Origin of the sequence: Bradyrhizobium dasycarpum (assembly GCF_042019905.1) — a bacterium.
GTDB lineage: Bacteria > Pseudomonadota > Alphaproteobacteria > Rhizobiales > Xanthobacteraceae > Bradyrhizobium > Bradyrhizobium japonicum_B.
This window is the reverse complement of sequence record NZ_CP169574.1, coordinates 742,075-761,939: the sequence shown is the minus strand read 5'-3', so window position 1 is coordinate 761,939 and position 19,865 is coordinate 742,075. Positions and strand designations below refer to the sequence as shown.

Here is a 19,865-nt window from a genome sequence, read left to right as displayed (position 1 = left end):
CTCTACGCCCCGAGCAGCGGCTCGATGCTGCAATCGAGCAGGCGCGGATCGATCCCCGCCTCCATGCCCGTGAACATCTCGCCCATGTAGTCGATCAGCGCATCGCTCGCCTTCACCGCGTCCTCGACGCGGCGGTTGGCCACCGCGATGAGAATGGACAGGTGACGGTCGATCGTGCCTGACAGATCGGCTTGGCCCGGCATGAAGCGGTGGTGGATGTAGCCGATGCGCCGGTACAGCGTGTGCAGCGGCCGCATCGTATGCACCAGGAACGGCTCGCCGGCCGCCTCCAGCACCAGCGCGTCGATGCGGCGGTCGATATGATTGAATTCGTCGAGCATCAGATTGGCGCGGCGCTCACGCAGCAGCCGCTCGATGTGCAGCGCCTGATTGCGATGCGAAAGGCTGGCGCGATCGGCGGCGAGGCGGATCACGAAGCGCTCCATGTCGCGGCGAAGGCCCAGCAGCATGCGCTCGCGCGCCAGATCGATCGGCGCGATCTGCAGGCCGTGGCGCGGACGGATGATGATGAGCGTGTCGGCGGACAGACGATTGACGGCATGATGCACCGGCGTGCGGCCGAATCCGGTGATCTGCTGCAAATCCTGCATGGTCATGAACTGGCCGGGCTTGAGCTCGCAATGAACCAGGAGCTCCTCGATCCTCTGATAGGCCAACTCGAAGAAGTTGAGACGGTTGCTCCGGGAGGGCCTGCCCTCGCCGTCGTCTCTCACCACCTCGAGCGCGCGCTTGCGCCGTGCCATGTCGTCCTCCCGTCCGCCCGCGTTCGGGCTGCAAGGGGCACTCGCCGCCGTACGCCCCGTTTGTGATACCCCTAAAACATGTTGTGATATATTACAAGCGGGCGTAAGACTGCACCGCCGCGCACCGCTGCCGAGCGCGGCCCGAAAATGACAAACGACAGGGCGTTAAAGCGCCTGACGGGAGGAGTGTTGCCGTGAAGATCATGTCGATCGAGACCCTGCGCACCGAGGAATTCTCCAACGTCATCTGGGTACGAATTCACACCGACAGCGGAGTGATCGGGCTCGGTGAAACGTTCTACGGCGCGGGCGCGGTCGAGGCGCAGATCCACGACACCTTTGCCGGCCGCCTGCTCGGGCGCAATCCCCTGCACATCGAAGCCATCCATCGCGACATGCTCAACCTGCCGATGGCGCAGTCCTCGACCGGCGTCGAATATCGCGCGGCCTCCGCGATCGACATCGCGCTGTGGGATCTGTTCGGCAAGGTCTGCAATCAGCCGGTGCACCAGATGCTTGGCGGCCTCTGCCGCGACAAGCAGCGCATCTACAACACCTGCGCCGGCACGCAATATGTCCGCTCGACCAATATCAGCCCGGTGTCGAACTGGAATCTCGGCGCCGCCAAGGGGCCCTATGAAGACCTCGACGGCTTCATGAACCGCGCCGACGCGCTGGCCGAAAGCCTGCTGGAAAGCGGCATCTCGGCGATGAAGATCTGGCCGTTCGATCCGGCGGCGCAGGAGAACAAGGGTCTCTACATCACCGCCGCCCAGATGAAGCAGGCGATCGAGCCGTTCGAGAAGATCCGCAAAGCCGTCGGCGACAGGATGGAGATCATGGTCGAGCTCCATTCGCTGTGGAATCTGCCGACCGCCAAGCAGATCGCGCGCGCGCTGGAGCCCTACAAGCCGACCTGGTACGAGGACCCGATCCGGATGAACTCGCCGCAGGCGCTAGCCGAATACGCCCGCTCGACCGACGTCTGGGTCTGCGCCAGCGAGACGCTGGGCTCGCGCTTTCCCTACAAGGAGATGCTCGACCGCGACGCCATGCACGTGGTGATGGCCGATCTGTGCTGGACCGGCGGCCTCACCGAGGGCCGCAAGATCGCCGCCATGGCCGAGACCTATCACCGGCCCTTCGCGCCGCATGATTGCATCGGCCCGATCGGCTTCATCGCCGCCATCCACATGTCGTTCAGCCAGCCCAACACGTTGATCCAGGAATCGGTGCGCGCCTTCTACAAGGGCTGGTACAATGAGCTCGTCACCACGATGCCTGACATCAGGGACGGTTTCGTCTATCCGATGGAAGGTCCCGGCCTCGGTGTCGACCTTCTGCCCGCCGTATTCGACCGCTCCGATCTCACCGTGCGCCGCTCCAACGTCTAAGGACCTCTCGACATGAGCACTTCCCTGTTCGATCTCTCCGGCCGCACCGCGCTCGTGACCGGCTCGTCCCGCGGTCTCGGCCGCGCCATCGCCGAGGGCATGGCCAAGGCCGGCGCCAGGATCATCATCAACGGTGTCGACCCCAAGCGAGTCGAGCAGGCCGTCGCCGAATTCCGTGCCGCCGGCCATCAGGCCGAAGGCGCCGCGTTCAACGTCACCGACGAGCCCGCCATCCTCGCCGCGTTCAACGACTTCGACAAAAAGGGCATCGCGGTCGACATCCTCGTCAACAATGCCGGCATCCAGCACCGCAAGCCGCTGGTGGAGTTCACCACCGACGAATGGCGCAAGGTGATCGAGACCAACCTCACCAGCGCCTTCGTGATCGGCCGCGAGGCGGCCAAGCGCATGATCCCGCGCAAGCACGGCAAGATCATCAATATCGGCTCGCTCGGCAGCGAGCTCGCCCGCCCGACCATCGCGCCCTACACCGCGGCGAAGGGCGGCATCAGGAACCTGACGCGCTCGATGGCGGTGGAATGGGCCCAGCACGGCATCCAGGCCAACGCGATCGGCCCCGGCTACATGCTGACCGATATGAACGAGGCGCTGGTCAACAACACCGAGTTCAACAATTGGCTGATGGGCCGCATTCCCTCGAAACGCTGGGGCAGGCCGGACGAGCTGGTGGGCGCCGCGATTTTCCTGGCGTCGGACGCCTCCACCTACGTCAACGGCCAGATCATCTATGTCGATGGCGGCATGATCGCCGCGATGTGACCGCGAACCAGGAGCAGCCCATGCGCGCCGTCGTCATCCACGCACCGAAGGACCTGCGGATCGATCTGTATCCCGATCCGGCGCCCGGCCCGGGCGAGGTCCGCGTCAAGATCGCCAATGGCGGCATCTGCGGCTCCGATTTGCATTACTACCATCACGGCGGCTTCGGCGTCGTCCGCATCCAGCAGCCGATGGCGCTGGGGCATGAGATCGCCGGCGTGGTCGCCGCCGTCGGTGACGGCGTTACCGGCGTGAAGCCGGGCACGCGCGTTGCGGTCAATCCGAGCAGACCTTGCGGGCAGTGCCTGCATTGCCAGGAGGGCATGCGCAACCAATGCCTCGACATGCGCTTCCTCGGCAGCGCGATGCGTTTTCCCCACGTGCAAGGCGGTTTCCGTGAGTTCATCACGGTCGACGCCGCGCAAGCCGTACCGATCGCGGACAAGCTCTCGCTCGCGGAAGCTGCGGTCGCCGAGCCGCTGGCAGTGAGCCTACACGCCGGCAAGCAGGCCGGCCCCCTGCTCGGCAAGCGCGTGCTGATCACCGGCTGCGGCCCGATCGGCGCGTTGATGATCCTGGTGTCGCGCTTCGGCGGCGCGGCCGAGATCGTGGTGACCGATGTCGCCGAGGCGCCGCTTGCGGTTGCCAGGAAGCTCGGCGCAAGTCACGCCATCAACGTCGCGACCGATGCCGCCGCACTCGATCCCTGGCGCGCCGGCAAGGGCGTGTTCGACACGCTGTTCGAAGCCTCCGGCAACCAGGCGGCGCTCCGCACCGCGCTCGACGTGCTGAGGCCCGGCGCCACGCTGGTGCAGCTCGGCCTCGGCGGCGAGATGACGCTGCCGATCAATTCCATCGTGGCCAAGGAATTGCAGTTGCGCGGCACCTTCCGCTTCGACCCCGAGTTCGAGCTGGCCGTGCGCCTGATGGGCGAAGGCCTGATCGACGTCAAGCCGCTGATCACGGCCACCATGCCGTTCGAGAACGCGGTCGCCGCTTTCGAGCTCGCCAGCGACCGCTCGCGATCGATGAAGGTGCAGCTTACTTTTTAGAGCGTGATCCGGAAAAGTGTGCACCGGTTTTCCGATAAGATCATGCTCAAACAGGAATCCAAGGAGCGATGACTCTCATCGTGCTTGAGTGCCGCCGGCCTGCTGGCTGTCGATCAGCCGGTCGCTGACCAGCCGAACCGCGCCGCGCTTCCAGGAATAATCCGCGCCGAGGCGCAGGCCGCTGTCGCCGCGCGCCAGCACCGCGCCGGTGCCGGCGTCGCGCAGCTGGAAACCGAGCGTGTATTCGGTGCGGCTGACCCGCCGCACCACGCCGATCAGCGATTGATCCGCGCCGCGCGCCTTCGCGATCGCCGCCTCGCAGCCGCCGCAGTCGCGCAAGCCTCCCGCCGTCGCCGCCTCGCGGCCGACATCGACGATGCGGTAACGGCCGGATTGGCCGAGCGCCTCGCGCACGGCGCCGGTGACCTCCGCGAGGTGCGATGCGTCCGAGGCAGCTGACGCGCCCACCGAGGCTGCGGTCGTATCCTCGAGCTCGAAATCGAACACCGCCAGCGCGACCGGCGCAGGACTTGCCAGCGCAGCCATGACCTCGCGCGAGACGAAGATCTCGGCGCGCTCCCAGGCTTCATCATTGTCGCCGCGGAAGCTGTAGAGCTTGTCCATCACCAGCCTCTTGGCGCCGACGTCGATCACCGCGACCTTGGCCCATTGCACCAGCGTGCTGGTCTTCTGGATGCCGCCGATGACCTTGAACGCGGCCCCGTCCTGGGCGGACGACACCAGCCGATAGCGCCCACCCTCGCCGATATCCCGCCTGAGCGCGGCCATGAACGCCTGAAGGCGCCGTTCGTGGGCCGCAATCTGGTTGGTCGGCTCGCCCGACGTGTCGGTATAGCTGAAATCCTCCATGGCAACGCCAATGGCGGCCTCTGCGGCAGCTGGCGAGCAAGGCAGGACGAGCAGGAGAACGGCAGCAAGGATCGACCGGGAGACGTGCATGAGCGGGGCCTCGTACTTGGCGCGATCGGGAAATCTCGGCGGCCAGCCCGAGCCCTTGCAACGGGGACCGTCCCGCCGAGGCCCGGGAAAATCTCACGACGTTGCACTGCGGCAACGCCTGGCGCTTTCCGCAGGCGGCGTTCTGCCGTTTAATGCCGAGGCGACAAATCCGTTCGCGCAAGGTGCCCTGATGTGGAACCGCCCGAGATTCGATCTCAAGGTCCGTCTGACGTTGCGCGTGGCCGCCATAACCGCGGCCTGCTTCGCCGTCATCTCCGCCTATTTCCTGATCGCCGCCGACCGCGACGCCCATGCCCGCATCGACGGCGTCGCCGCGATCGTGGCGAAGTCGCTGGAGTTGCAGCAAGGCAAGATGCAATGGGTGGCCGGTGCGCGCTCGGACTTTCCCAACCTTGATCCCGTCGCGGCCTATGTGATGACGCCGGGCCTGTGCCTGGCTTTGCGCGGTGCGAACGGCGAGATGCTCCAGCGGTTCTGCAGCGGTGCGCCGGCCCCGGCGAGCCCGCCGCCGCAGGCCTTCGCGGCCTTCTATCGCAGCCTGTTCGATCCGGGCCGCGAGGCGGCACGGCCTGTGATGGTGCGCGGCGCCAAGCTCGGCGAGACCGTGGTGTCGGTCGATCCGGCGGTGCGGACGGCGGAGGCCTGGCACGACGCCGGCCGTCTGACCATCGCGCTTGCGATCGCGCTGCCGCTATTGTGCCTCCTGGTCTATGCCGCGCTGGCGCGCGCGCTGCGCCCGACCCGCCTGATCTGCACCGGCCTCGATCGGATCGCGGCCAACGATCTCACGGCGCGGCTGCCGCCGTTCGATCTCGCCGAGCTGTCCGCGATCCGCGACGGCTTCAACCATCTCGCCGAAAGCCTCGACACCGCGCTGGCCGAACGCAACGAGCTGACCCGCAAGCTGATCGCACTGCAGGACGATGAGCGCCGCCATCTCGCCCGCGAACTGCACGACGAGTTCGGTCAGTCGCTGGCCGCCATCCGCGCGCTGGCCTCCTCTGCCCGCCACACCGCGGCGCAGGACTGCCCGGCTTTGCTGTCGGAATGCGACGGCATCGCGCGCACCGCGACCGGCATGATGGAGACGCTGCGCGGCGCGCTGTTCCGGCTGCGGCCGCCCGACGTCGAGGAGCTCGGCCTCGTTGCGAGCCTGGAAGGCCTCGTCGCCGGCTGGAACGGTCGCAGCCGCGGCGAGACGCGCTTCACGATCCAGTTCGACGGCGCGTTCGAGACCCTGCCCGCCGCGATCAGCGCCAATCTCTACCGCATCGTGCAGGAGGCGCTCACGAATGCCGCCAAGCATGCCGGCGCCACCAGGGTCGGCGTCCATTTGACGGTGGCCGGAGAGGAGATCGCGCTGGCCATCGACGACGACGGCCGGCCCGGCGATGCCTCGAGCAAATCAGGCATGGGCCTGCTCGGCATGCGCGAGCGCGTGGCGGCCTTGCGCGGCCGGATGAGCTTCGAGGTCGGCCCCAACGGCGGCTCGGCGCTGCGCGTCGTCATTCCGCTCGCCGCCACCGGGCCGCAGGTGCTGGAGCATGCGGCATGAGCGCGGCCGATGCGTCGATCCTGCTGGTCGACGACCATTCCGTCGTCCGCGAGGGTTATCGCTCCGTGCTCCAGAAGCAGCCGGGCCTGCGCGTCATCGCCGAAGCGGCCGACGGCGCCGAGGCCTACCGGCTTTACAAATCCGAGTCTCCCGATCTCGTCATCATGGATCTGAGCATGCCCGGCATCGGCGGCATCGAGGCCGTCAGGCGGATCAGGCAATGGGACAAGGGCGCCAGGATCCTCATCTTCACCATGCACCAGAATGCGGGCTTCGCCGTGCAGGCGATCCGCGCCGGTGCCAGGGGCTACGTCACCAAGACCAGCCCGCCGGAAACGCTGGTGCGCGCCGTGATGGACGTGCTCGCGGGCAAGATCGCCATCAGTCCCGACATCGACCACGAGCTCGCGCTGAGCCGGCTCGGCGGCGAAAGCTCGGCCGCCGACGTCCTCACCGCGCGTGAGTTCGAGGTGCTGCGGCTGCTGCTCGCCGAGAAGACGACGGACGAGATCGCCGCGACGCTCCACGTCAGCCCCAAGACGGTGGCGAACCTGCATTCGCTGATCAAGGACAAGCTCGGCGTCGGCTCCGACATCGAGCTGGTCCGCCTCGCGCTCCGCCAGGGCCTGCTGACCGAGCCCGATCTCGGCGAGACCTGATCGTTCAGCCGCCGCACGTGGCCACGATCATTCGCGCGTGACTACCTGGTCCAGCCATGCGCAGTTCAGCGGCGGCACGCGCGGATCGGCGACACGCACGCCGCGCGCGGCTGCATCCAGCCGCATGTCGCGCAATCGCTTGCGCTGCTCTTCCGGCATGTGGAGCCGCTCATGGCCCCACAGCGACGGCCCGTCGAAGGTCTCGTGCGGCTGCCAAGTCTCGGGATCGATCACGCGCGCGCCCCAGCCATATTCGATGAAGAAGCCGGAGGGCGTGTTCACGTAGAAAGACGTCATGTGATCATTGGTATGGCGGCCCAGCGTGTAGGCGACACGGCCCTCGTCCAGCTGCGCCAGATCGTAGCCCTGACCGACGTCGTCGAGGCTGCCAAGCTCGACCATGAAATGATGCATCGCTTTGCGCCCGGAGCCGACCATCGCAAAGCTGTGGTGGCGGCCGTTGACGTGGAAAAAGTACAGCCCATAGGGCTTCAATCCGAAATCGGAGACGTGAAAGCCGAGCACGTCGCGGTAGAACGGCAACAGCAGCTCGACATCCTCCACGTTGAGCACGACGTGCCCCATGCCCAGCGCGCCGGTGCGAAAGCCCGAGATCGGCCGGCCCGGCCTGAAGGGCTCGCTGGCAAGCTCGGGCTTGCAGAAGGCCTCGAGCCGATTGCCCGCCGGATCGGCGAACGAGATCAGCTCGGTGACGTGCCGCTCCGCGGCGAGCGCGGGCGATCCAGGCGTCACCTTCACGCCGTGGCTTTCGAGCCGGCCGGCGAGGCGGTCGAGCTCTGCGCTTGACGGAACTTCCCACCCCATCACAGCAAGCCCGGCATCGCTGCTGCCGTCCACGATCAGCCGCTGCTTGCGGTCGTCCATCCGGAAGGCGCGCATCTTGCCGCCACGGTCGACCTGCTGCATGCCGAGCAGTTCCGTCGCCATCCGGCCCCACTGATCGAGCTGCGACGACTTGATTCCAATATAGCCGAGCGCGATGATTTCCATCGAAAGTCCTCCCGAAGGCATCGCGTGTGCCGCCATGCGGCGAACTTGATACCCGCCGCGCACGATCCTACGGTGGCGTTCCGCAATCGCTTCGCGCTCGCAACGATAATCGCGGGACCGTGCACTACAAGGGAGGAAATGCGAAGTGTCCAAGGAGCGGACGGGGCCGAGAGTGCCGCGGCAGTCGGAAGGCGTCCGCGCCTTCAAGCGCGGGCTCGACGTGCTGCGGGAGGTCAATCGCTCCGGGGGCATCCGTGCCGGCGACGTCGCCCGCGCGCTCGACCTGCCCCGCCCCACCGTCTATCGCCTGCTCGAAACTCTGGAGGAACTCGGCTACATCGCCCGCAGCGCCAGCGATGACCGGTTTCGCGTGACCCGGCGGGCGCTGAGCCTGGGCGACGGCTACGATCCCGGCGTGGTGATCTGCCAGGCGGCGGCTCCCTATCTCGCCGAGCTCAGCAAGACCCTGGTCTGGCCGGTCGATCTCTCGACTTACGAGAACGCCGCGATGGTGGTGCAGGAGACCACTCACGCACGCAGCCCGCTCTCGATCGACCGTGGCATGATCGGCAAGCGCCTGCCGATGCTGCGCACCTCGGCCGGCCGCGCCTATCTCGCCGCCTGCCCCGACCACGAGCGCGAGCTGATCCTCAATCACCTGCGCCGCATCGACGAGGCGGATGACCGCCCCTTCCTCGAGACCGGTCGGCTCGAGCGCATGATCGCCGAGACGCAATCGCGCGGCTACGCCATCCGCAGCGAGGGAGAGTACAATGCGAAGACCGCTTCGATCGCCGTGCCGATCGTGCGGGGCGGCGCGGTGTTCGGCTGTATCTCCATCATCTGGATTCTGCTCGGCATTGGCGATCGAGGACGCGATTGCGCAGTTCGTCGGCCCGATGCGCGATACGTCCGAGGCGATCCCCGTCAACCCCTAGCTCACCCGCACCGGCAAGGATGCGAGGCCCCGCAACACGTTGTTGAGCGCCAGCACGGGCTCGCCGATATCGAAGTGCCGGACCTTCTCGACCAACACTTCGAGAAGCGCGGTCATCTCCAACCGGGCCAGATGCAGGCCGGCGCACATATGGGTGCCGTTGCCGAACCCGAGATGATCGCTGGCGCGACGACGGACATCGAAGCGCTCCGGATCCTGCCACTTCCGCTCGTCGCGATTGGCCGATGCATAGAGCAGCAGCACGCGGCTTGACTTCGGGAGGGTAACGTCCCCGATCGTCGCGTCATCGGTCAGATGGCGGGTAAATCCCCGTATCGGAGATTCCAGGCGCAATGCTTCGTTGATCGCGCCCGGGATCAAGCCGGAGTCCTGCCGCACGAGATCCCATTGATCGGGATATTTGCCGAACAACAGGATCAGGTTGGCCGTCGCAAAGATCGTGGTGTCGAGGCTCGGTCCCAGATAGTCACGCATCAGGACCGGGCAACGCTCGGGCTCGACCTCGCCGCGGTCCGCGGCTGCGAAAACCCTGTCGCCCCAGCTGCCCGGCCGCAGGTGATCGCGGAGGGCGGAGCCGCCGAGATAATGACGCATCTCCTGCACATCGGTCATGGCCGCGCAGGCGCGATCATTCATCGCGCCGAGCACGTTGAACGTCGCTGACGCCCATCGCAGCATGCTGCCGCGTCCATAGTCCTCCAGACCCACGAGCTTGGATACGATGGTCAGCGGCAGATGCTGCGCCAGATCCGTCACGGCGTCGAACTGCCCCCGGCTCACGAGATCCTCGACGAGCCGCCGCGCCTCCCTCCTGATCTCGGGTCCGATCTGCTCCAGCGCTCCCGGCAGCAAGGGAGCCGCGATGATCGCCCGCAAGCGATCGTGCAACGGCGCATCGCTCGCGAGCGTCGTGCCTCGCGACATCTCGTTGACATGATCGTTGGCGGCAACGCCCTGGGCCGATGAGAACAGGCCGGGGTTGCGCAAGGCTGCGCGGACGTCCTCGAAACGGCCGACCGCGTAGAGCCCGTTGCGCGGGACCCAGACGGCTGCACCCAGATCGCGCAACGCGCGATAGTGCGGATAGGGTTGGCGCAGGACGTCGTCGGCGTAGAGATCGACGTCATAGACCGGACATTCCGCGACAGCCATGATCCCCGCTCCGTTCTGCCGCTCAGCGCACTGCAATCCATTCGCCCTTGTCGAGCTTGCCCAGCGTCAGCGCGCTCGGGTCCAGTCCGGTGTGGTCGTTCGGTCCGTAATTGTAGACGCCGCGTGATCCCGCGACGCCCTTGAGCCCCTCGATCGCGCTTCGCAGACCTTCGCGAAATTCGGCGGTTCCCGGCTCTCCCGTCTTCAATGCCGCGGGCACCGCCTGCTCGATCAGGATCAACGCGTCGTAGGCAGAACCTGCAAAGATGTTGCGGCTGCCGGCTCCAAACTTGGCCTCGTAGCGCTGGATGAATTCGAGCGCCGCCTTCTTGGCGGGATAATCGTCCGGGAAGGACGCAGCGCCCACGGCGGGGCTCAGCGGCACGAAGATGCCGTCGCCCTGCGTGCCGGTCAGCTTGCGGAAATCGCCGAATGTGGCACCGAGCGTGCCGTAGATCTGCCCCTCATATCCCTTCTCCCGCAATTGCAGCAGCGGAAGGGCCGCCGGTGCGCCCGAGGCCGCAATCAGAACCGCATCCGGCCGGGCTGCGATGATCTTGAGGATCTGCCCGACGACCGTAGTGTCTGTTCGGGCGTATTTCTCGTTGGCGACGAGCTCGATCCCGGCGGCCGCGCACATGTCGGCGCTCACCTTGCTCCAGGCATCGCCATAGGAATCGGCAAAGCCGATCAGCGCGAGCCTTCTGACGCCGGTCTTCTTCATGTTCGCGAACAGCGGCGCGGCCTCGTGATCGTCGTTGGTCGTGGTCTTGAATATCCAGCGCCGCCTGGCATCGACCGGGGCCACCAAGGCATTGACGGGCGCAAGCGTGATCACCGGAAGCTTGTATTCGACCGCCGGGTCGATCACGGCAAACGAGCCCGGCGTCGAGGTCGGCCCGACCAGGATGTCGATCTTGCTCTCCTGGTAGAGCTTGCGCAGCGCACTGACCGCCGCGGTGCTGTCGGAGGCTTCGTCAAGGAAGAGATAGTTGACCTTCCTGCCGGCAATCTCGGTGGGGCCGAAAGCCGTGCCGTTGCGCTCGGCATTGCCGATCGCTGCGGCCGGGCCGGTTGCCGAGAGGATGATGCCGACGTTGATATCGGCAGCGAAACCCGGCGCGGCCCAGAGTTGCACCGCAAGGCACACGCCCAGTATCGATCGCAGCATCGCCATCTCCTCCCGGCGGCCGCCTCGCGGACGGCCTGCACTTTATTGCTGTTGCACTGACCCTCCTTAGCCACACCGAGCCAGAAGTGCTTAGCGCGATCGTCGAATTGTCCGGCTGGTGGACAGTGGGAGAAGGTGGGACCGGCGTCCGCTGGGCGGACACTTCAGCCGGCGGCGTTGATGCTGCGGCGCAGCTCGGGGAAGAGATAACCCATGCAAGATAGCTCCACCCCCGAAGACTTCGACGTCGTGATCGTCGGCCGCGGCCCGGTCGGCGCCACGCTCGCCAACCTGCTCGGCCTGTGCGGCGTGCGCACGCTGGTGCTGGAGCGCGAGGCGCGGACCTATCATTTGCCGCGCGCGGTGCATTTCGACGACGAATGCATGCGCGTGTTCCAGACCATCGGCCTGGCCGACGCCATCCTGCCGCAGGTGATCCTGAGCCCCGGGATGCTGTTTCTCGACGCCGACGGCCGCATGCTGCTGGACTGGTCCCGTCCGCAGACGCTGACCCCGATGGGCTGGCATCTCAGCTACCGCTTCCACCAGCCCGACCTGGAGGATGTCCTGATCGGCGGCCTCAGCCGCTGGCCACACGTCGCCTTGCGCAATCGCTGCGACGTCTTCGCGCTCGATCAGGACGAGCGCGGCGTGCGCGTCCGCTATGAAGACCTCTCGACCGGGAAACTCAATGAAGTCCATGCAGCCTATGTGATCGGCTGCGACGGCGCACGCTCGCTGGTCCGCCGCTTCATCGGCTCCGGCATACACGATCTCGGCTTCCACGAGCGCTGGCTGGTCATCGACGTGCTGCTCAAGCGTGCGCGCGACGATCTCGGCGACTACAGCCTGCAGCATTGCGATCCCGCGCGCCCGGCGACCTATGTGCGCGGCACCGGCGTGCGGCGGCGCTGGGAGATCACGATCCTGCCGGACGAGGATTCCCAGGAGATCGTGCAGACTGCAAAGGTCTGGAACCTGCTGTCGCGCTGGATCACGCCCGACGATGCCGAGATCGAGCGCGCTGCGGTCTACACCTTTCATTCCGCGATCGCCCAGCAATGGCGGAATGGACGGTTGCTGCTCGCGGGCGATTCCGCACACCAGACCCCGCCCTTCCTCGGCCAGGGGATGTGCGCGGGCATCCGCGACGCCGCGAACCTCGCCTGGAAGCTCGACGCCATCATCCGGGGCGGCGCCGGGGCCGAACTGCTCGACACCTATCAGAGCGAGCGGCTGCCCCATGTGCGCGAATTCATCGAGCTCGCCATTCGTCTCGGCGGATTGATCAACACCAAGGCGATCGAAGCGGGTCTGGCTGCGGGCGAGCCCCGCGAGAACGCGCCGGTGAAGCTTCGAGGTAAAGAAGCCCCTGCTCGGCCCCGGGCTGGCACCGCGCGACCTGCCTCTCGCCGGAGATCTGGCGCCGCAGTTCGAGCTGCGGGACGGCAGCCGCAGCGACGACCGGGTCGGCTATCGCCACGTTCTGTTGGTCGCAAACGCGGCCGCCCTCTCCGCACGCCCGGCGCTTGCTCAGGCAGGACTCAATATCCTGAGCAGCGATGACGCGCCGGCCATCGGCGACTGGCTGCTCAAGCACGACATCATCGCCGCGCTCGTACGCCCCGACCGCTATGTGCGCGGCACGGCCCGCAACGACGCCGAGCTTGACCAGTTGATCGCCGCGCCCCAGCCTTTAACCTCCGTGCCGTCCGCGGCCTGACCCAACATTTCCCAGGGATGATCTCATGAAGCTGCTTTCTTTCATCGCCGACGGCCGAACCTCGTTCGGCGCCGTCAAGGACAATGGCGTCGTCGATCTCGGCGCGCGGATGACGGGCTGCACGATGCTGCGGCAATTGCTCGAAACCGGCCGCTTGGCCGAGGCGGCAAAGCTGGTCGCGTCCACCGCGCCCGATCATCCGCTCGACCGCATCACCTTCCTTCCCGTCATCCCCGATCCCGGCAAGATCATCTGCGTCGGTCTCAATTATCGGGACCACGTCGTGGAGACGGGCCGCACCGTCACCGAGAAACCGGCGCTCTTCGCGCGCTTCGCCTGCAGCCAGGTCGGCCATCTCCGGCCGATCGTGAAGCCGAAGGTCAGCGACGACTTCGACTATGAAGGCGAGCTCGCGCTGGTCATCGGCAAGCAAGGCCGCCACATCCCCGCTGACCGCGCGCTCGGGCACGTCGCCGGCTATTCCTGCTACAATGAAGGCAGCGTCCGCGACTGGCAGCGCCACACCAGCCAGTTCCTGTCCGGCAAGACCTTTGCCGAGAGCGGCAGCTTCGGCCCCTGGCTGGTGACGGCGGACGAGATTCCCGATCCGTCAAAGCTCAGCTTGCAGACGCGCCTGAACGGCACCGTGGTGCAGGACACCACCACCGATCTCCTGATCACCGCCATCCCCGAGCTGATCGCCTACATCTCCGCGATCTGCCCGCTCGACCCCGGCGACGTCATCGTGACCGGCACGCCCGGCGGCGTCGGTGCCAGGCGCACGCCGCCCTTGTGGATGCGCCCGGGCGACACTGTGGAGGTCGAGATTTCCGGCATTGGCGTCTTGCGTAACGCGGTCATTGCGGAGCCGGCCTGACCACGCCTCCGCAATCGTTCACGCCAGATAGAGCGCCAGATAGCCCTGCATCGCATAGAGCGCGCAGAGCGCGAGGCTCGACCACACTGCGGCGCTGAAATACAGGAACATCCAGGTCAGCTCGCCCTTCCAATGCGCGATGTCGTGGGTCACCACCCAGCGGGTCGAGACGTCATGCAGTCCCTCGAGGAAGCCGAGGAACGTATTGCCTTCGGCGTGCCCTGCCCGCCAGCGGCTGAGATACATCGGCACGTCGACGGTGACGAGGAAGGCGAGGAAGCAGGCGATGCCGACGATGCCTGACATCAGCGCCCAACGCACCACGCCCTGGAATTCCGGCATCAGGCGGCACAATGCGATACCGGCGAGGAAGAAGGTCACCGCCCACAGCGAGTTCTCGATCGCGTTGTAGAGGAAGTTGGTCGTCACCACCGCGTACCACGAGAAGCACTCCGCGATGATGATGATCGGCACGATCACGAGCGCGATGTTCACCGCGGTCTCCGCGCCGGTCATCTTGCCGAGCTGATGCAGGATGATGGCCCATTGCGCCACGAAGCAGAGCTCGGCCACGGTCGCGACCGTCCGGCCGACCACGACGCTCGACAGCCAGGTGTCGAACAGGCAGATGCGCTGCACGTCGGCGCGCGGCAGGAACGAGCGGAACGCGCAGCCGAACACATAGCCGGCGCAGAGCAGGAACATCAGCCCGATATCCGAGCCGCCGCTGAGATTGCCCGACGGCGTCGGGTAGAACTCGCGGTACAGCATGAACCAGACGAGGATATTGGCGCCGCTCACAAGCGTGAGAGATCCCCACCACCACGCAAGGGGATTTGACCGCGCCTGCCACTGCAACATGAGCCGCTCCGCAAATAATCGATCTGACATGTCGTCGTAATAATCCTGTCACAAGACGGCGTGCAATCACGACAAAAATCTGTGTGCTGGGTCTGTCACATGCGCTTTCAAGCGGAACGCCCGGCTCGGTAAGGCTGTCCACATATCGGACAATTCAACCGATATTGTCGAATCTATTGGACAGCGCTCGTCGCCTCGTCTGATAGTTAGGGCATGGCTCCAACAGACTCATCCAAGCCGCGACATCCGCTCTCCTCCGCCGCCGCCGTGCTGGCGGAGAGCGCCGATGACGCCGCCTTCGCCACGACGCTGGCCAAGGGGCTGGTCGTGCTCGAAGCGTTCAGGGCCGGGAGCACGTTGCTGGGCAACATGGAGCTGTCGACGCTGACGGGCATCCCGCGGCCGACGGTCGCGCGTCTCACCCACACGCTGGCCGAGCTCGGCTACCTCCGCTACGACGCCGAACGGGCCAAGTACCGCGTCGGTGCGCGGGCGCTGCGGATCGCGCATCCTCTGCTCGCTGGGATGCAGTTCCGCCAAGTGGCGCGGCCGATGATGCAGGAGCTGGCGCTCAGCGTCCGCGGCACGGTCTCGATCGGCCTGCTCGACGCCACCTCGATGATCTATGTCGAGACCGCGCGCTCCGGCGACGTCGGACCGCACGTGCCCGACATCGGCATGCCGATTCCCGTGGTGCTGACCGCGATGGGACGCGCCGCGGCAGCAACCCTGCCGGCGGCCGACGCCGACCGGCTCGAGCGGAACATCGCCGCCGAAGACGCCGAGCTATGGTCGGCCTATCGCGACAAGTACCGCGCCGGGATCGCGCAATGCAGAAGCCGCGGCTTCTGCACCTGCTGGGGCGAGTACATGGCGTCTATCCATGCGGTCGCGGCGCCGCTGTTTCACGCCGGCGAATCGAAGCAGTCGTTCTCGATCAATTGCGGCATCCCGGCATTCCGGCTCCAGCCGGGCCAGCTGGAAGCCGAGATCGGTCCGCGCATCGCGGCGCTCGCCGACAGCATCCGCGCCATCGTCGGGCAGGCCGAGCTCGCGCCGCCGCGCAAGACCAAGAAGATCGCAAGGACCGGGGCGTGACATGGCTGGACCGCTCGAGGGATTGAAGGTTCTCGACATCGCGACCATCATCGCAGCGCCCTTTGCCGCAACGCTGCTGGCGGACTACGGCGCCGATGTCCTCAAGATCGAGATGCCGGGCCAAGGTGACGGCGTACGGTCGTTTCCGCCGTTCAAGGACGGCAAGCCGCTATGGTGGAAAGCGGCCAACCGCAACAAGAAGTTCGCCACGCTCGATCTGCGCACGCGGGAAGGACTTGCGCTGTTCAAGCAGCTGCTTCCGCGCTTTGACGTGCTGATCGAGAATTTCCGTCCGGGAACGCTCGACCGGTGGGGCCTGTCGAAGGAGGTGCTGTGGTCGATCCAGCCGCGCCTGGTAATCCTGCGCGCCACCGCCTTCGGGCAGGACGGACCCTATCGCGAGCGGCCCGGCTTTGCCCGCATCTTCGAGGCCATGGGCGGGCTCACCTTCATCACGGGGGAGCGCGAGGGCGAGCCGACCCATCCCGGATATCCGATCGGGGATCTGATCGGCGGCCTGTTCGGCGCCGTCGGCGTGCTCGCGGCGCTGTGGAAACGGGCACGTGACCCGAATGCCCCCGGCGAGGAGATCGATCTTTCGCTGACCGAAGCCACTTTCCGCCTGCTCGACGTTCTCGCCATCGAGCACGATCAGCTCGGCGCGGTTCGAGAGCGGATCGGCAACGCCAACGGCTATTCGGCGCCGGCCGCCGTGTTTCGCACGAGCGACGATCACTGGGTGACGCTCGCAGGCTCGACCAACGCACTCTTTGCGGCGAACTGCCGGGCGATCGACCGGCCCGACCTGATCGATGACCCGCGTTTCGCCACCAACGACCGCCGCGTCAAGCACGCCTCCGAGCTCAACGACATCTTCGCCGGCTGGTGCGCCGCCCATCCCCTCGACGAGGTCCTCGCGAGGTTCAATGCCGCGCAGGGAACGCTCGCCCCGATCTATTCGATCGACCAGATCGTCGATGATCCGCAAGTGAAGGCGCGCGAGGTGATCACCCGCGTGGCCGACCGCGATTTCGGCACAGTCGCCATGGCCAACGTCGTTCCTCGCTTCAGCGTCGATCCCGCGCGAATGCGTCACGCCGCAGGTGACGTCGGCCAGGACAATGACGAGGTCTTTCGAGACTGGCTCGGCCTGTCGGACCAGGAGATTGAACGGCTCACCCAACGAAAGGTGATCTGACGCCGCAAGAAGACCAACAACACAAGAAGACCAACGACAAGAGGGAGGACGAAAACGGTGGCATCATTCAAGGTCACACGCCGAACCCTGCTGGGCACGATCGCAGGCGGCCTCGCAGCAGGATCAGGCTTGGCAGCGCATGCCGAGGACGCCTGGCCGTCGCGCCTAGTGCGGCTGATCTCGCCTTACGGCCCCGGCGGCTCCAACGACATCTCGCTGCGCCTGCTGGCCGAGGAGTTCGGCCGCAGTCTGCGTCAGCAGTTCATCGTCGAGAACAAGCCCGGTGCCGGCACCCGCATCGCCAACGACATGGTCGCCCATGCGCCCGGCGACGGCTACACGCTTCTGTATGTCGCGGCCCCCTACGCCACCGCCGAGGCGCTGTTCGGCAAGCTGACCTATGACCGCAAGGAGCTGCAGCCGGTCGCAATGGTCGTGATCGCGCCGCTGTTTCTCATCATCAGCGCGGACGCACCGTTCAAGACGCTTCCCGAGCTGATCGCCTACGGCAAATCGAAGCCCGATGGGCTGACCTTCGCCTCTCCCGGCGCGGGCTCGCAACCGCACCTGGCCGGAGAGCTGCTGTTCCGCGACGCCGGCGTCAAGGGCCTCAACATTCCGTTCCGGGGCGATGCCGCCTCCTACACCGAGCTGCTCGCCGGCCGCGTCGATGCCACGCTGACGGCGCTGCCGACCGCCCTGCCCTACATCCAGAGCGGCAAGTTCATCGTGCTCGGCGTCGCCTCGCCCGAGCGCAGCGCGCTCTATCCGCAGGCGCCGACCTTGCGCGAGCAGGGCTTTCCCAACGTCGCGGCCGCCGGCTGGTACGGCTTCATGGCGCCCTCCACGACGCCGCGCGCGATCGTCGACAAATTCCAGGCCGAAGTCCTGCGCGCGCTCGCCGAGCCGGCCATCAAGGACAAGCTGACGGCTCAAGGCCTCGAGGTGCGCGCCGGCACTGCCGCCGAGTTCGGCAAGTTCATCGATGCCGAGACGCAGAAATGGACCAAGCTGATCCGCGATGCCGGACTCAAGGGCGAATGACCGTGTGCGAACAGGGAATGAAAATGAAGAACCGTCTTCTCGAACGCATCGCCGCCTCCGCTCTCGCTCTGGCGCTGTCGATCGCACAGGCTCACGCGCAGAAGAAATACGATCCCGGCGCCTCCGACACCGCGATCAAGGTCGGACAGACCGTGCCGCTGAGCGGTCCCGCCTCGGCCTACGCCGTGATCGGCAAGACCCAGGCGGCCTACATGAAGATGATCAACGACCAGGGCGGCGTGAACGGGCGCAAGATCGAGCTGATCCAGTATGACGACGCCTATTCGCCGCCGAAGACGGTCGAGCAGGTCCGCAAGCTGGTCGAAAGCGACGAGGTGCTGCTGACGTTCCAGATCATCGGCACCGCGCCGAACGTCGCCGTGCAGAAATATCTCAACGCCAAGAAGATCCCGCAGCTGTTCGCGGCCACCGGCGCGGCCCGCTTCACCGATCCCAAGAACTTCCCCTGGACCATGGGCTTCAACCCCTCCTACCTCGTCGAGGGCCGGATCTACGCGCAATATCTCCTGAAGAACCATCCGAACGCGAAGATCGGCGTGCTCTTCCAGAACGACGACCTCGGCAAGGATTATCTCGCCGGCCTCAAGGCGGGGCTCGGAGACAAGGCGAAGATGGTGGTGGCCGAGACCTCCTACGAGATCTCTGAACCGACCATCGACTCGCAGATCTTGCGGTTGAAGGACGCCGGCGCCGACGTGCTGTTCAGCGCCACGACGCCGAAGCAGGCGGCGCAGGCGATCAAGAAGGTCGCCGAGATCGGCTGGAAGCCGCTGCACATCATCGACATCAACGCCTCCTCGCTCAGCGCCGTGCTGAAGCCGGCGGGTCTGGACAATTCCAAGGGGGTTATCAGCGTCGGTTACGTCAAGGATGCCGCCGATCCCGAATGGAAGGACGATGCCGGCATGAAGCGCTACCTCGCCTTCATGGCGAAATACTATCCCGAGGGCGACAGGGATCTGAACCTGAACGTCTACGGCTACATCACCGCCCAGCTGCTGGTGCAGGTGCTGAAGCAATGCGGCGACGATCTGACGCGTGAGAACGTGATGCGGCAGGCCGCGAGCCTCAGGGACGTCGTGCTCGATCTGACGCTTCCCGGAATCTCCGTCACGACGACGCCGACCGACTACCGCGTCAACAAGCAGTTCCAGATGGTGCAGTTCGACGGCCAGCGCTGGCAAAAGCTCGGAGACATCGTGACGGACGAGGCGAAGGAGTGAGGCGGCGAGAGGCTTGCTTGGGCACAGCGCTCAACGCTCGCCGACCCGGCGTCCGCCGCTGCGGATCAGGCCGTCGCTCTGCTCGACATAGTCCTGATATTGGGCGATGGCGCGGTTGGCCATGAGGATCCGGTTCGTCTGTCCATCCTCGACCATCCCGGTGATGCGCTGCGCCAGGAACACGCACGCCTCGAATTCATCGCGGATAGCGCCCGAGCGGTTGAGAAAGTCCCAGGCGATCTCGTAGGCCTGCTCCGCGGCGGGATTGCGATAGTCGCTGAAGATAATGTGCGTCATGACTGCCAAAGCCGAAGCGCAGCGATCGTTCCTATCGGCCAAGGCA

The 19,865-nt window shown here is 66.1% G+C and carries 18 protein-coding genes and 1 pseudogene; 12 read left to right on the top strand and 7 right to left on the bottom strand.

From position 1 onward, the window contains the following. Positions 1 to 2 precede the first annotated feature (2 nt). Entirely contained in the window at positions 3 to 764 is a 762-nt protein-coding gene (locus ACETMP_RS03935) for a GntR family transcriptional regulator (protein WP_375159963.1), read from the bottom strand. Between the two features lie 194 nt (positions 765 to 958). On the opposite strand from ACETMP_RS03935, the gene ACETMP_RS03930 reads away from it, so the two are divergent. The 3 genes from ACETMP_RS03930 to ACETMP_RS03920 are packed head-to-tail and all read left to right on the top strand — an operon-like array spanning position 959 to position 3,990. After that, on the top strand, positions 959 to 2,158 hold the full coding sequence (locus tag ACETMP_RS03930; RefSeq protein ID WP_375159962.1) for a mandelate racemase/muconate lactonizing enzyme family protein: 1,200 nt from the start codon (positions 959 to 961) through the stop codon (positions 2,156 to 2,158). Positions 2,159 to 2,170: 12 nt separating this feature from the next. Beyond that, entirely contained in the window at positions 2,171 to 2,938 is a 768-nt protein-coding gene (locus ACETMP_RS03925; RefSeq protein ID WP_375159961.1) for a glucose 1-dehydrogenase, read from the top strand. 20 nt (positions 2,939 to 2,958) lie between these two features. Beyond that, complete coding sequence (locus ACETMP_RS03920; protein ID WP_375159960.1) at positions 2,959 to 3,990, top strand: L-idonate 5-dehydrogenase; 1,032 nt, start codon at positions 2,959 to 2,961, stop codon at positions 3,988 to 3,990. Between the two features lie 75 nt (positions 3,991 to 4,065). Here the strand turns inward: ACETMP_RS03920 and ACETMP_RS03915 are convergent, their stop codons facing one another. Then, positions 4,066 to 4,950, bottom strand: a complete 885-nt coding sequence (locus tag ACETMP_RS03915) for a DUF2380 domain-containing protein (RefSeq protein WP_375159959.1) — start codon at positions 4,948 to 4,950, stop codon at positions 4,066 to 4,068. A 190-nt stretch (positions 4,951 to 5,140) separates the two neighbouring features. Here ACETMP_RS03915 and ACETMP_RS03910 point away from each other — a divergent pair, with 190 nt between their 5' ends. Then, positions 5,141 to 6,526, top strand: a complete 1,386-nt coding sequence (locus ACETMP_RS03910) for a histidine kinase (RefSeq protein ID WP_375159958.1) — start codon at positions 5,141 to 5,143, stop codon at positions 6,524 to 6,526. Then, positions 6,523 to 7,185: a response regulator gene (locus ACETMP_RS03905; protein ID WP_375159957.1), complete on the top strand. Its 663-nt coding sequence runs from the start codon at positions 6,523 to 6,525 to the stop codon at positions 7,183 to 7,185. The genes ACETMP_RS03910 and ACETMP_RS03905 overlap by 4 nt, the downstream gene beginning before the upstream one ends. A gap of 27 nt (positions 7,186 to 7,212) precedes the next feature. Here the strand turns inward: ACETMP_RS03905 and ACETMP_RS03900 are convergent, their stop codons facing one another. After that, positions 7,213 to 8,196: a VOC family protein gene (locus ACETMP_RS03900; RefSeq protein WP_375159956.1), complete on the bottom strand. Its 984-nt coding sequence runs from the start codon at positions 8,194 to 8,196 to the stop codon at positions 7,213 to 7,215. Positions 8,197 to 8,341: 145 nt separating this feature from the next. On the opposite strand from ACETMP_RS03900, the pseudogene ACETMP_RS03895 reads away from it, so the two are divergent. Beyond that, positions 8,342 to 9,134, top strand: a pseudogene (locus tag ACETMP_RS03895) (DNA-binding transcriptional regulator). Here the strand turns inward: ACETMP_RS03895 and ACETMP_RS03890 are convergent. Both ACETMP_RS03890 and ACETMP_RS03885 read right to left on the bottom strand, forming a co-directional pair. Next, positions 9,131 to 10,306, bottom strand: a complete 1,176-nt coding sequence (locus ACETMP_RS03890; RefSeq protein WP_375159955.1) for a cytochrome P450 — start codon at positions 10,304 to 10,306, stop codon at positions 9,131 to 9,133. The pseudogene ACETMP_RS03895 and the gene ACETMP_RS03890 sit on opposite strands and share 4 nt — an antisense overlap. 22 nt (positions 10,307 to 10,328) lie before the next feature. Further along, a complete protein-coding gene (locus ACETMP_RS03885) occupies positions 10,329 to 11,477 on the bottom strand; it encodes an ABC transporter substrate-binding protein (protein WP_375159954.1) in 1,149 nt (382 codons plus the stop codon). A gap of 213 nt (positions 11,478 to 11,690) precedes the next feature. On the opposite strand from ACETMP_RS03885, the gene ACETMP_RS03880 reads away from it, so the two are divergent. Together ACETMP_RS03880 and ACETMP_RS03875 are read left to right on the top strand one after the other, a co-directional pair. Next, positions 11,691 to 13,043, top strand: coding sequence for a bifunctional 3-(3-hydroxy-phenyl)propionate/3-hydroxycinnamic acid hydroxylase (locus ACETMP_RS03880; RefSeq protein ID WP_375159953.1), 1,353 nt, complete (start codon positions 11,691 to 11,693; stop codon positions 13,041 to 13,043). Between the two features lie 182 nt (positions 13,044 to 13,225). Continuing rightward, entirely contained in the window at positions 13,226 to 14,077 is an 852-nt protein-coding gene (locus tag ACETMP_RS03875) for a fumarylacetoacetate hydrolase family protein (RefSeq protein ID WP_375159952.1), read from the top strand. A gap of 18 nt (positions 14,078 to 14,095) precedes the next feature. Here ACETMP_RS03875 and ACETMP_RS03870 read toward each other — a convergent pair whose 3' ends face one another. Then, positions 14,096 to 14,938, bottom strand: coding sequence for a hypothetical protein (locus ACETMP_RS03870; protein ID WP_375159951.1), 843 nt, complete (start codon positions 14,936 to 14,938; stop codon positions 14,096 to 14,098). Between the two features lie 213 nt (positions 14,939 to 15,151). Between ACETMP_RS03870 and ACETMP_RS03865 the strand changes: the two genes are divergently transcribed. Genes ACETMP_RS03865 through ACETMP_RS03850 form a run of 4 tightly spaced genes read left to right on the top strand, consistent with a single transcriptional unit; the run spans position 15,152 to position 19,522 of the window. Continuing rightward, a complete protein-coding gene (locus ACETMP_RS03865) occupies positions 15,152 to 16,036 on the top strand; it encodes an IclR family transcriptional regulator (protein ID WP_375159950.1) in 885 nt (294 codons plus the stop codon). Position 16,037: 1 nt separating this feature from the next. Further along, positions 16,038 to 17,234 (top strand): CaiB/BaiF CoA transferase family protein, encoded by a 1,197-nt coding sequence (locus ACETMP_RS03860; protein WP_375159949.1) that lies wholly within the window; start codon positions 16,038 to 16,040, stop codon positions 17,232 to 17,234. A 57-nt stretch (positions 17,235 to 17,291) separates the two neighbouring features. After that, the gene (locus ACETMP_RS03855) at positions 17,292 to 18,278 is read left to right on the top strand and encodes a Bug family tripartite tricarboxylate transporter substrate binding protein (RefSeq protein ID WP_375159948.1); all 987 of its coding nucleotides are present in this window, start codon (positions 17,292 to 17,294) and stop codon (positions 18,276 to 18,278) included. Between the two features lie 23 nt (positions 18,279 to 18,301). Next, a complete protein-coding gene (locus ACETMP_RS03850; RefSeq protein ID WP_375159947.1) occupies positions 18,302 to 19,522 on the top strand; it encodes an ABC transporter substrate-binding protein in 1,221 nt (406 codons plus the stop codon). 30 nt (positions 19,523 to 19,552) lie between these two features. On the opposite strand, the gene ACETMP_RS03845 is transcribed toward ACETMP_RS03850, so the two are convergent. Further along, the gene (locus ACETMP_RS03845; protein WP_375159946.1) at positions 19,553 to 19,819 is read right to left on the bottom strand and encodes a hypothetical protein; all 267 of its coding nucleotides are present in this window, start codon (positions 19,817 to 19,819) and stop codon (positions 19,553 to 19,555) included. Positions 19,820 to 19,865 lie beyond the last annotated feature (46 nt).

Bases quoted from the DNA above. Each gene is read 5' to 3' on its own strand.
- ACETMP_RS03935 (WP_375159963.1), bottom strand. From the start codon at position 764: ATGGCACGGCGCAAGCGCGCGCTCGAGGTGGTGAGAGACGACGGCGAG.
- ACETMP_RS03925 (WP_375159961.1), top strand. From the start codon at position 2,171: ATGAGCACTTCCCTGTTCGATCTCTCCGGCCGCACCGCGCTCGTGACC.
- ACETMP_RS03920 (WP_375159960.1), top strand. From the start codon at position 2,959: ATGCGCGCCGTCGTCATCCACGCACCGAAGGACCTGCGGATCGATCTG.
- ACETMP_RS03915 (WP_375159959.1), bottom strand. From the start codon at position 4,950: ATGCACGTCTCCCGGTCGATCCTTGCTGCCGTTCTCCTGCTCGTCCTG.
- ACETMP_RS03910 (WP_375159958.1), top strand. From the start codon at position 5,141: ATGTGGAACCGCCCGAGATTCGATCTCAAGGTCCGTCTGACGTTGCGC.
- ACETMP_RS03905 (WP_375159957.1), top strand. From the start codon at position 6,523: ATGAGCGCGGCCGATGCGTCGATCCTGCTGGTCGACGACCATTCCGTC.
- ACETMP_RS03900 (WP_375159956.1), bottom strand. From the start codon at position 8,196: ATGGAAATCATCGCGCTCGGCTATATTGGAATCAAGTCGTCGCAGCTC.
- ACETMP_RS03890 (WP_375159955.1), bottom strand. From the start codon at position 10,306: ATGGCTGTCGCGGAATGTCCGGTCTATGACGTCGATCTCTACGCCGAC.
- ACETMP_RS03885 (WP_375159954.1), bottom strand. From the start codon at position 11,477: ATGCTGCGATCGATACTGGGCGTGTGCCTTGCGGTGCAACTCTGGGCC.
- ACETMP_RS03880 (WP_375159953.1), top strand. From the start codon at position 11,691: ATGCAAGATAGCTCCACCCCCGAAGACTTCGACGTCGTGATCGTCGGC.
- ACETMP_RS03875 (WP_375159952.1), top strand. From the start codon at position 13,226: ATGAAGCTGCTTTCTTTCATCGCCGACGGCCGAACCTCGTTCGGCGCC.
- ACETMP_RS03870 (WP_375159951.1), bottom strand. From the start codon at position 14,938: ATGTTGCAGTGGCAGGCGCGGTCAAATCCCCTTGCGTGGTGGTGGGGA.
- ACETMP_RS03865 (WP_375159950.1), top strand. From the start codon at position 15,152: ATGGCTCCAACAGACTCATCCAAGCCGCGACATCCGCTCTCCTCCGCC.
- ACETMP_RS03860 (WP_375159949.1), top strand. From the start codon at position 16,038: ATGGCTGGACCGCTCGAGGGATTGAAGGTTCTCGACATCGCGACCATC.
- ACETMP_RS03850 (WP_375159947.1), top strand. From the start codon at position 18,302: ATGAAGAACCGTCTTCTCGAACGCATCGCCGCCTCCGCTCTCGCTCTG.
- ACETMP_RS03845 (WP_375159946.1), bottom strand. From the start codon at position 19,819: ATGACGCACATTATCTTCAGCGACTATCGCAATCCCGCCGCGGAGCAG.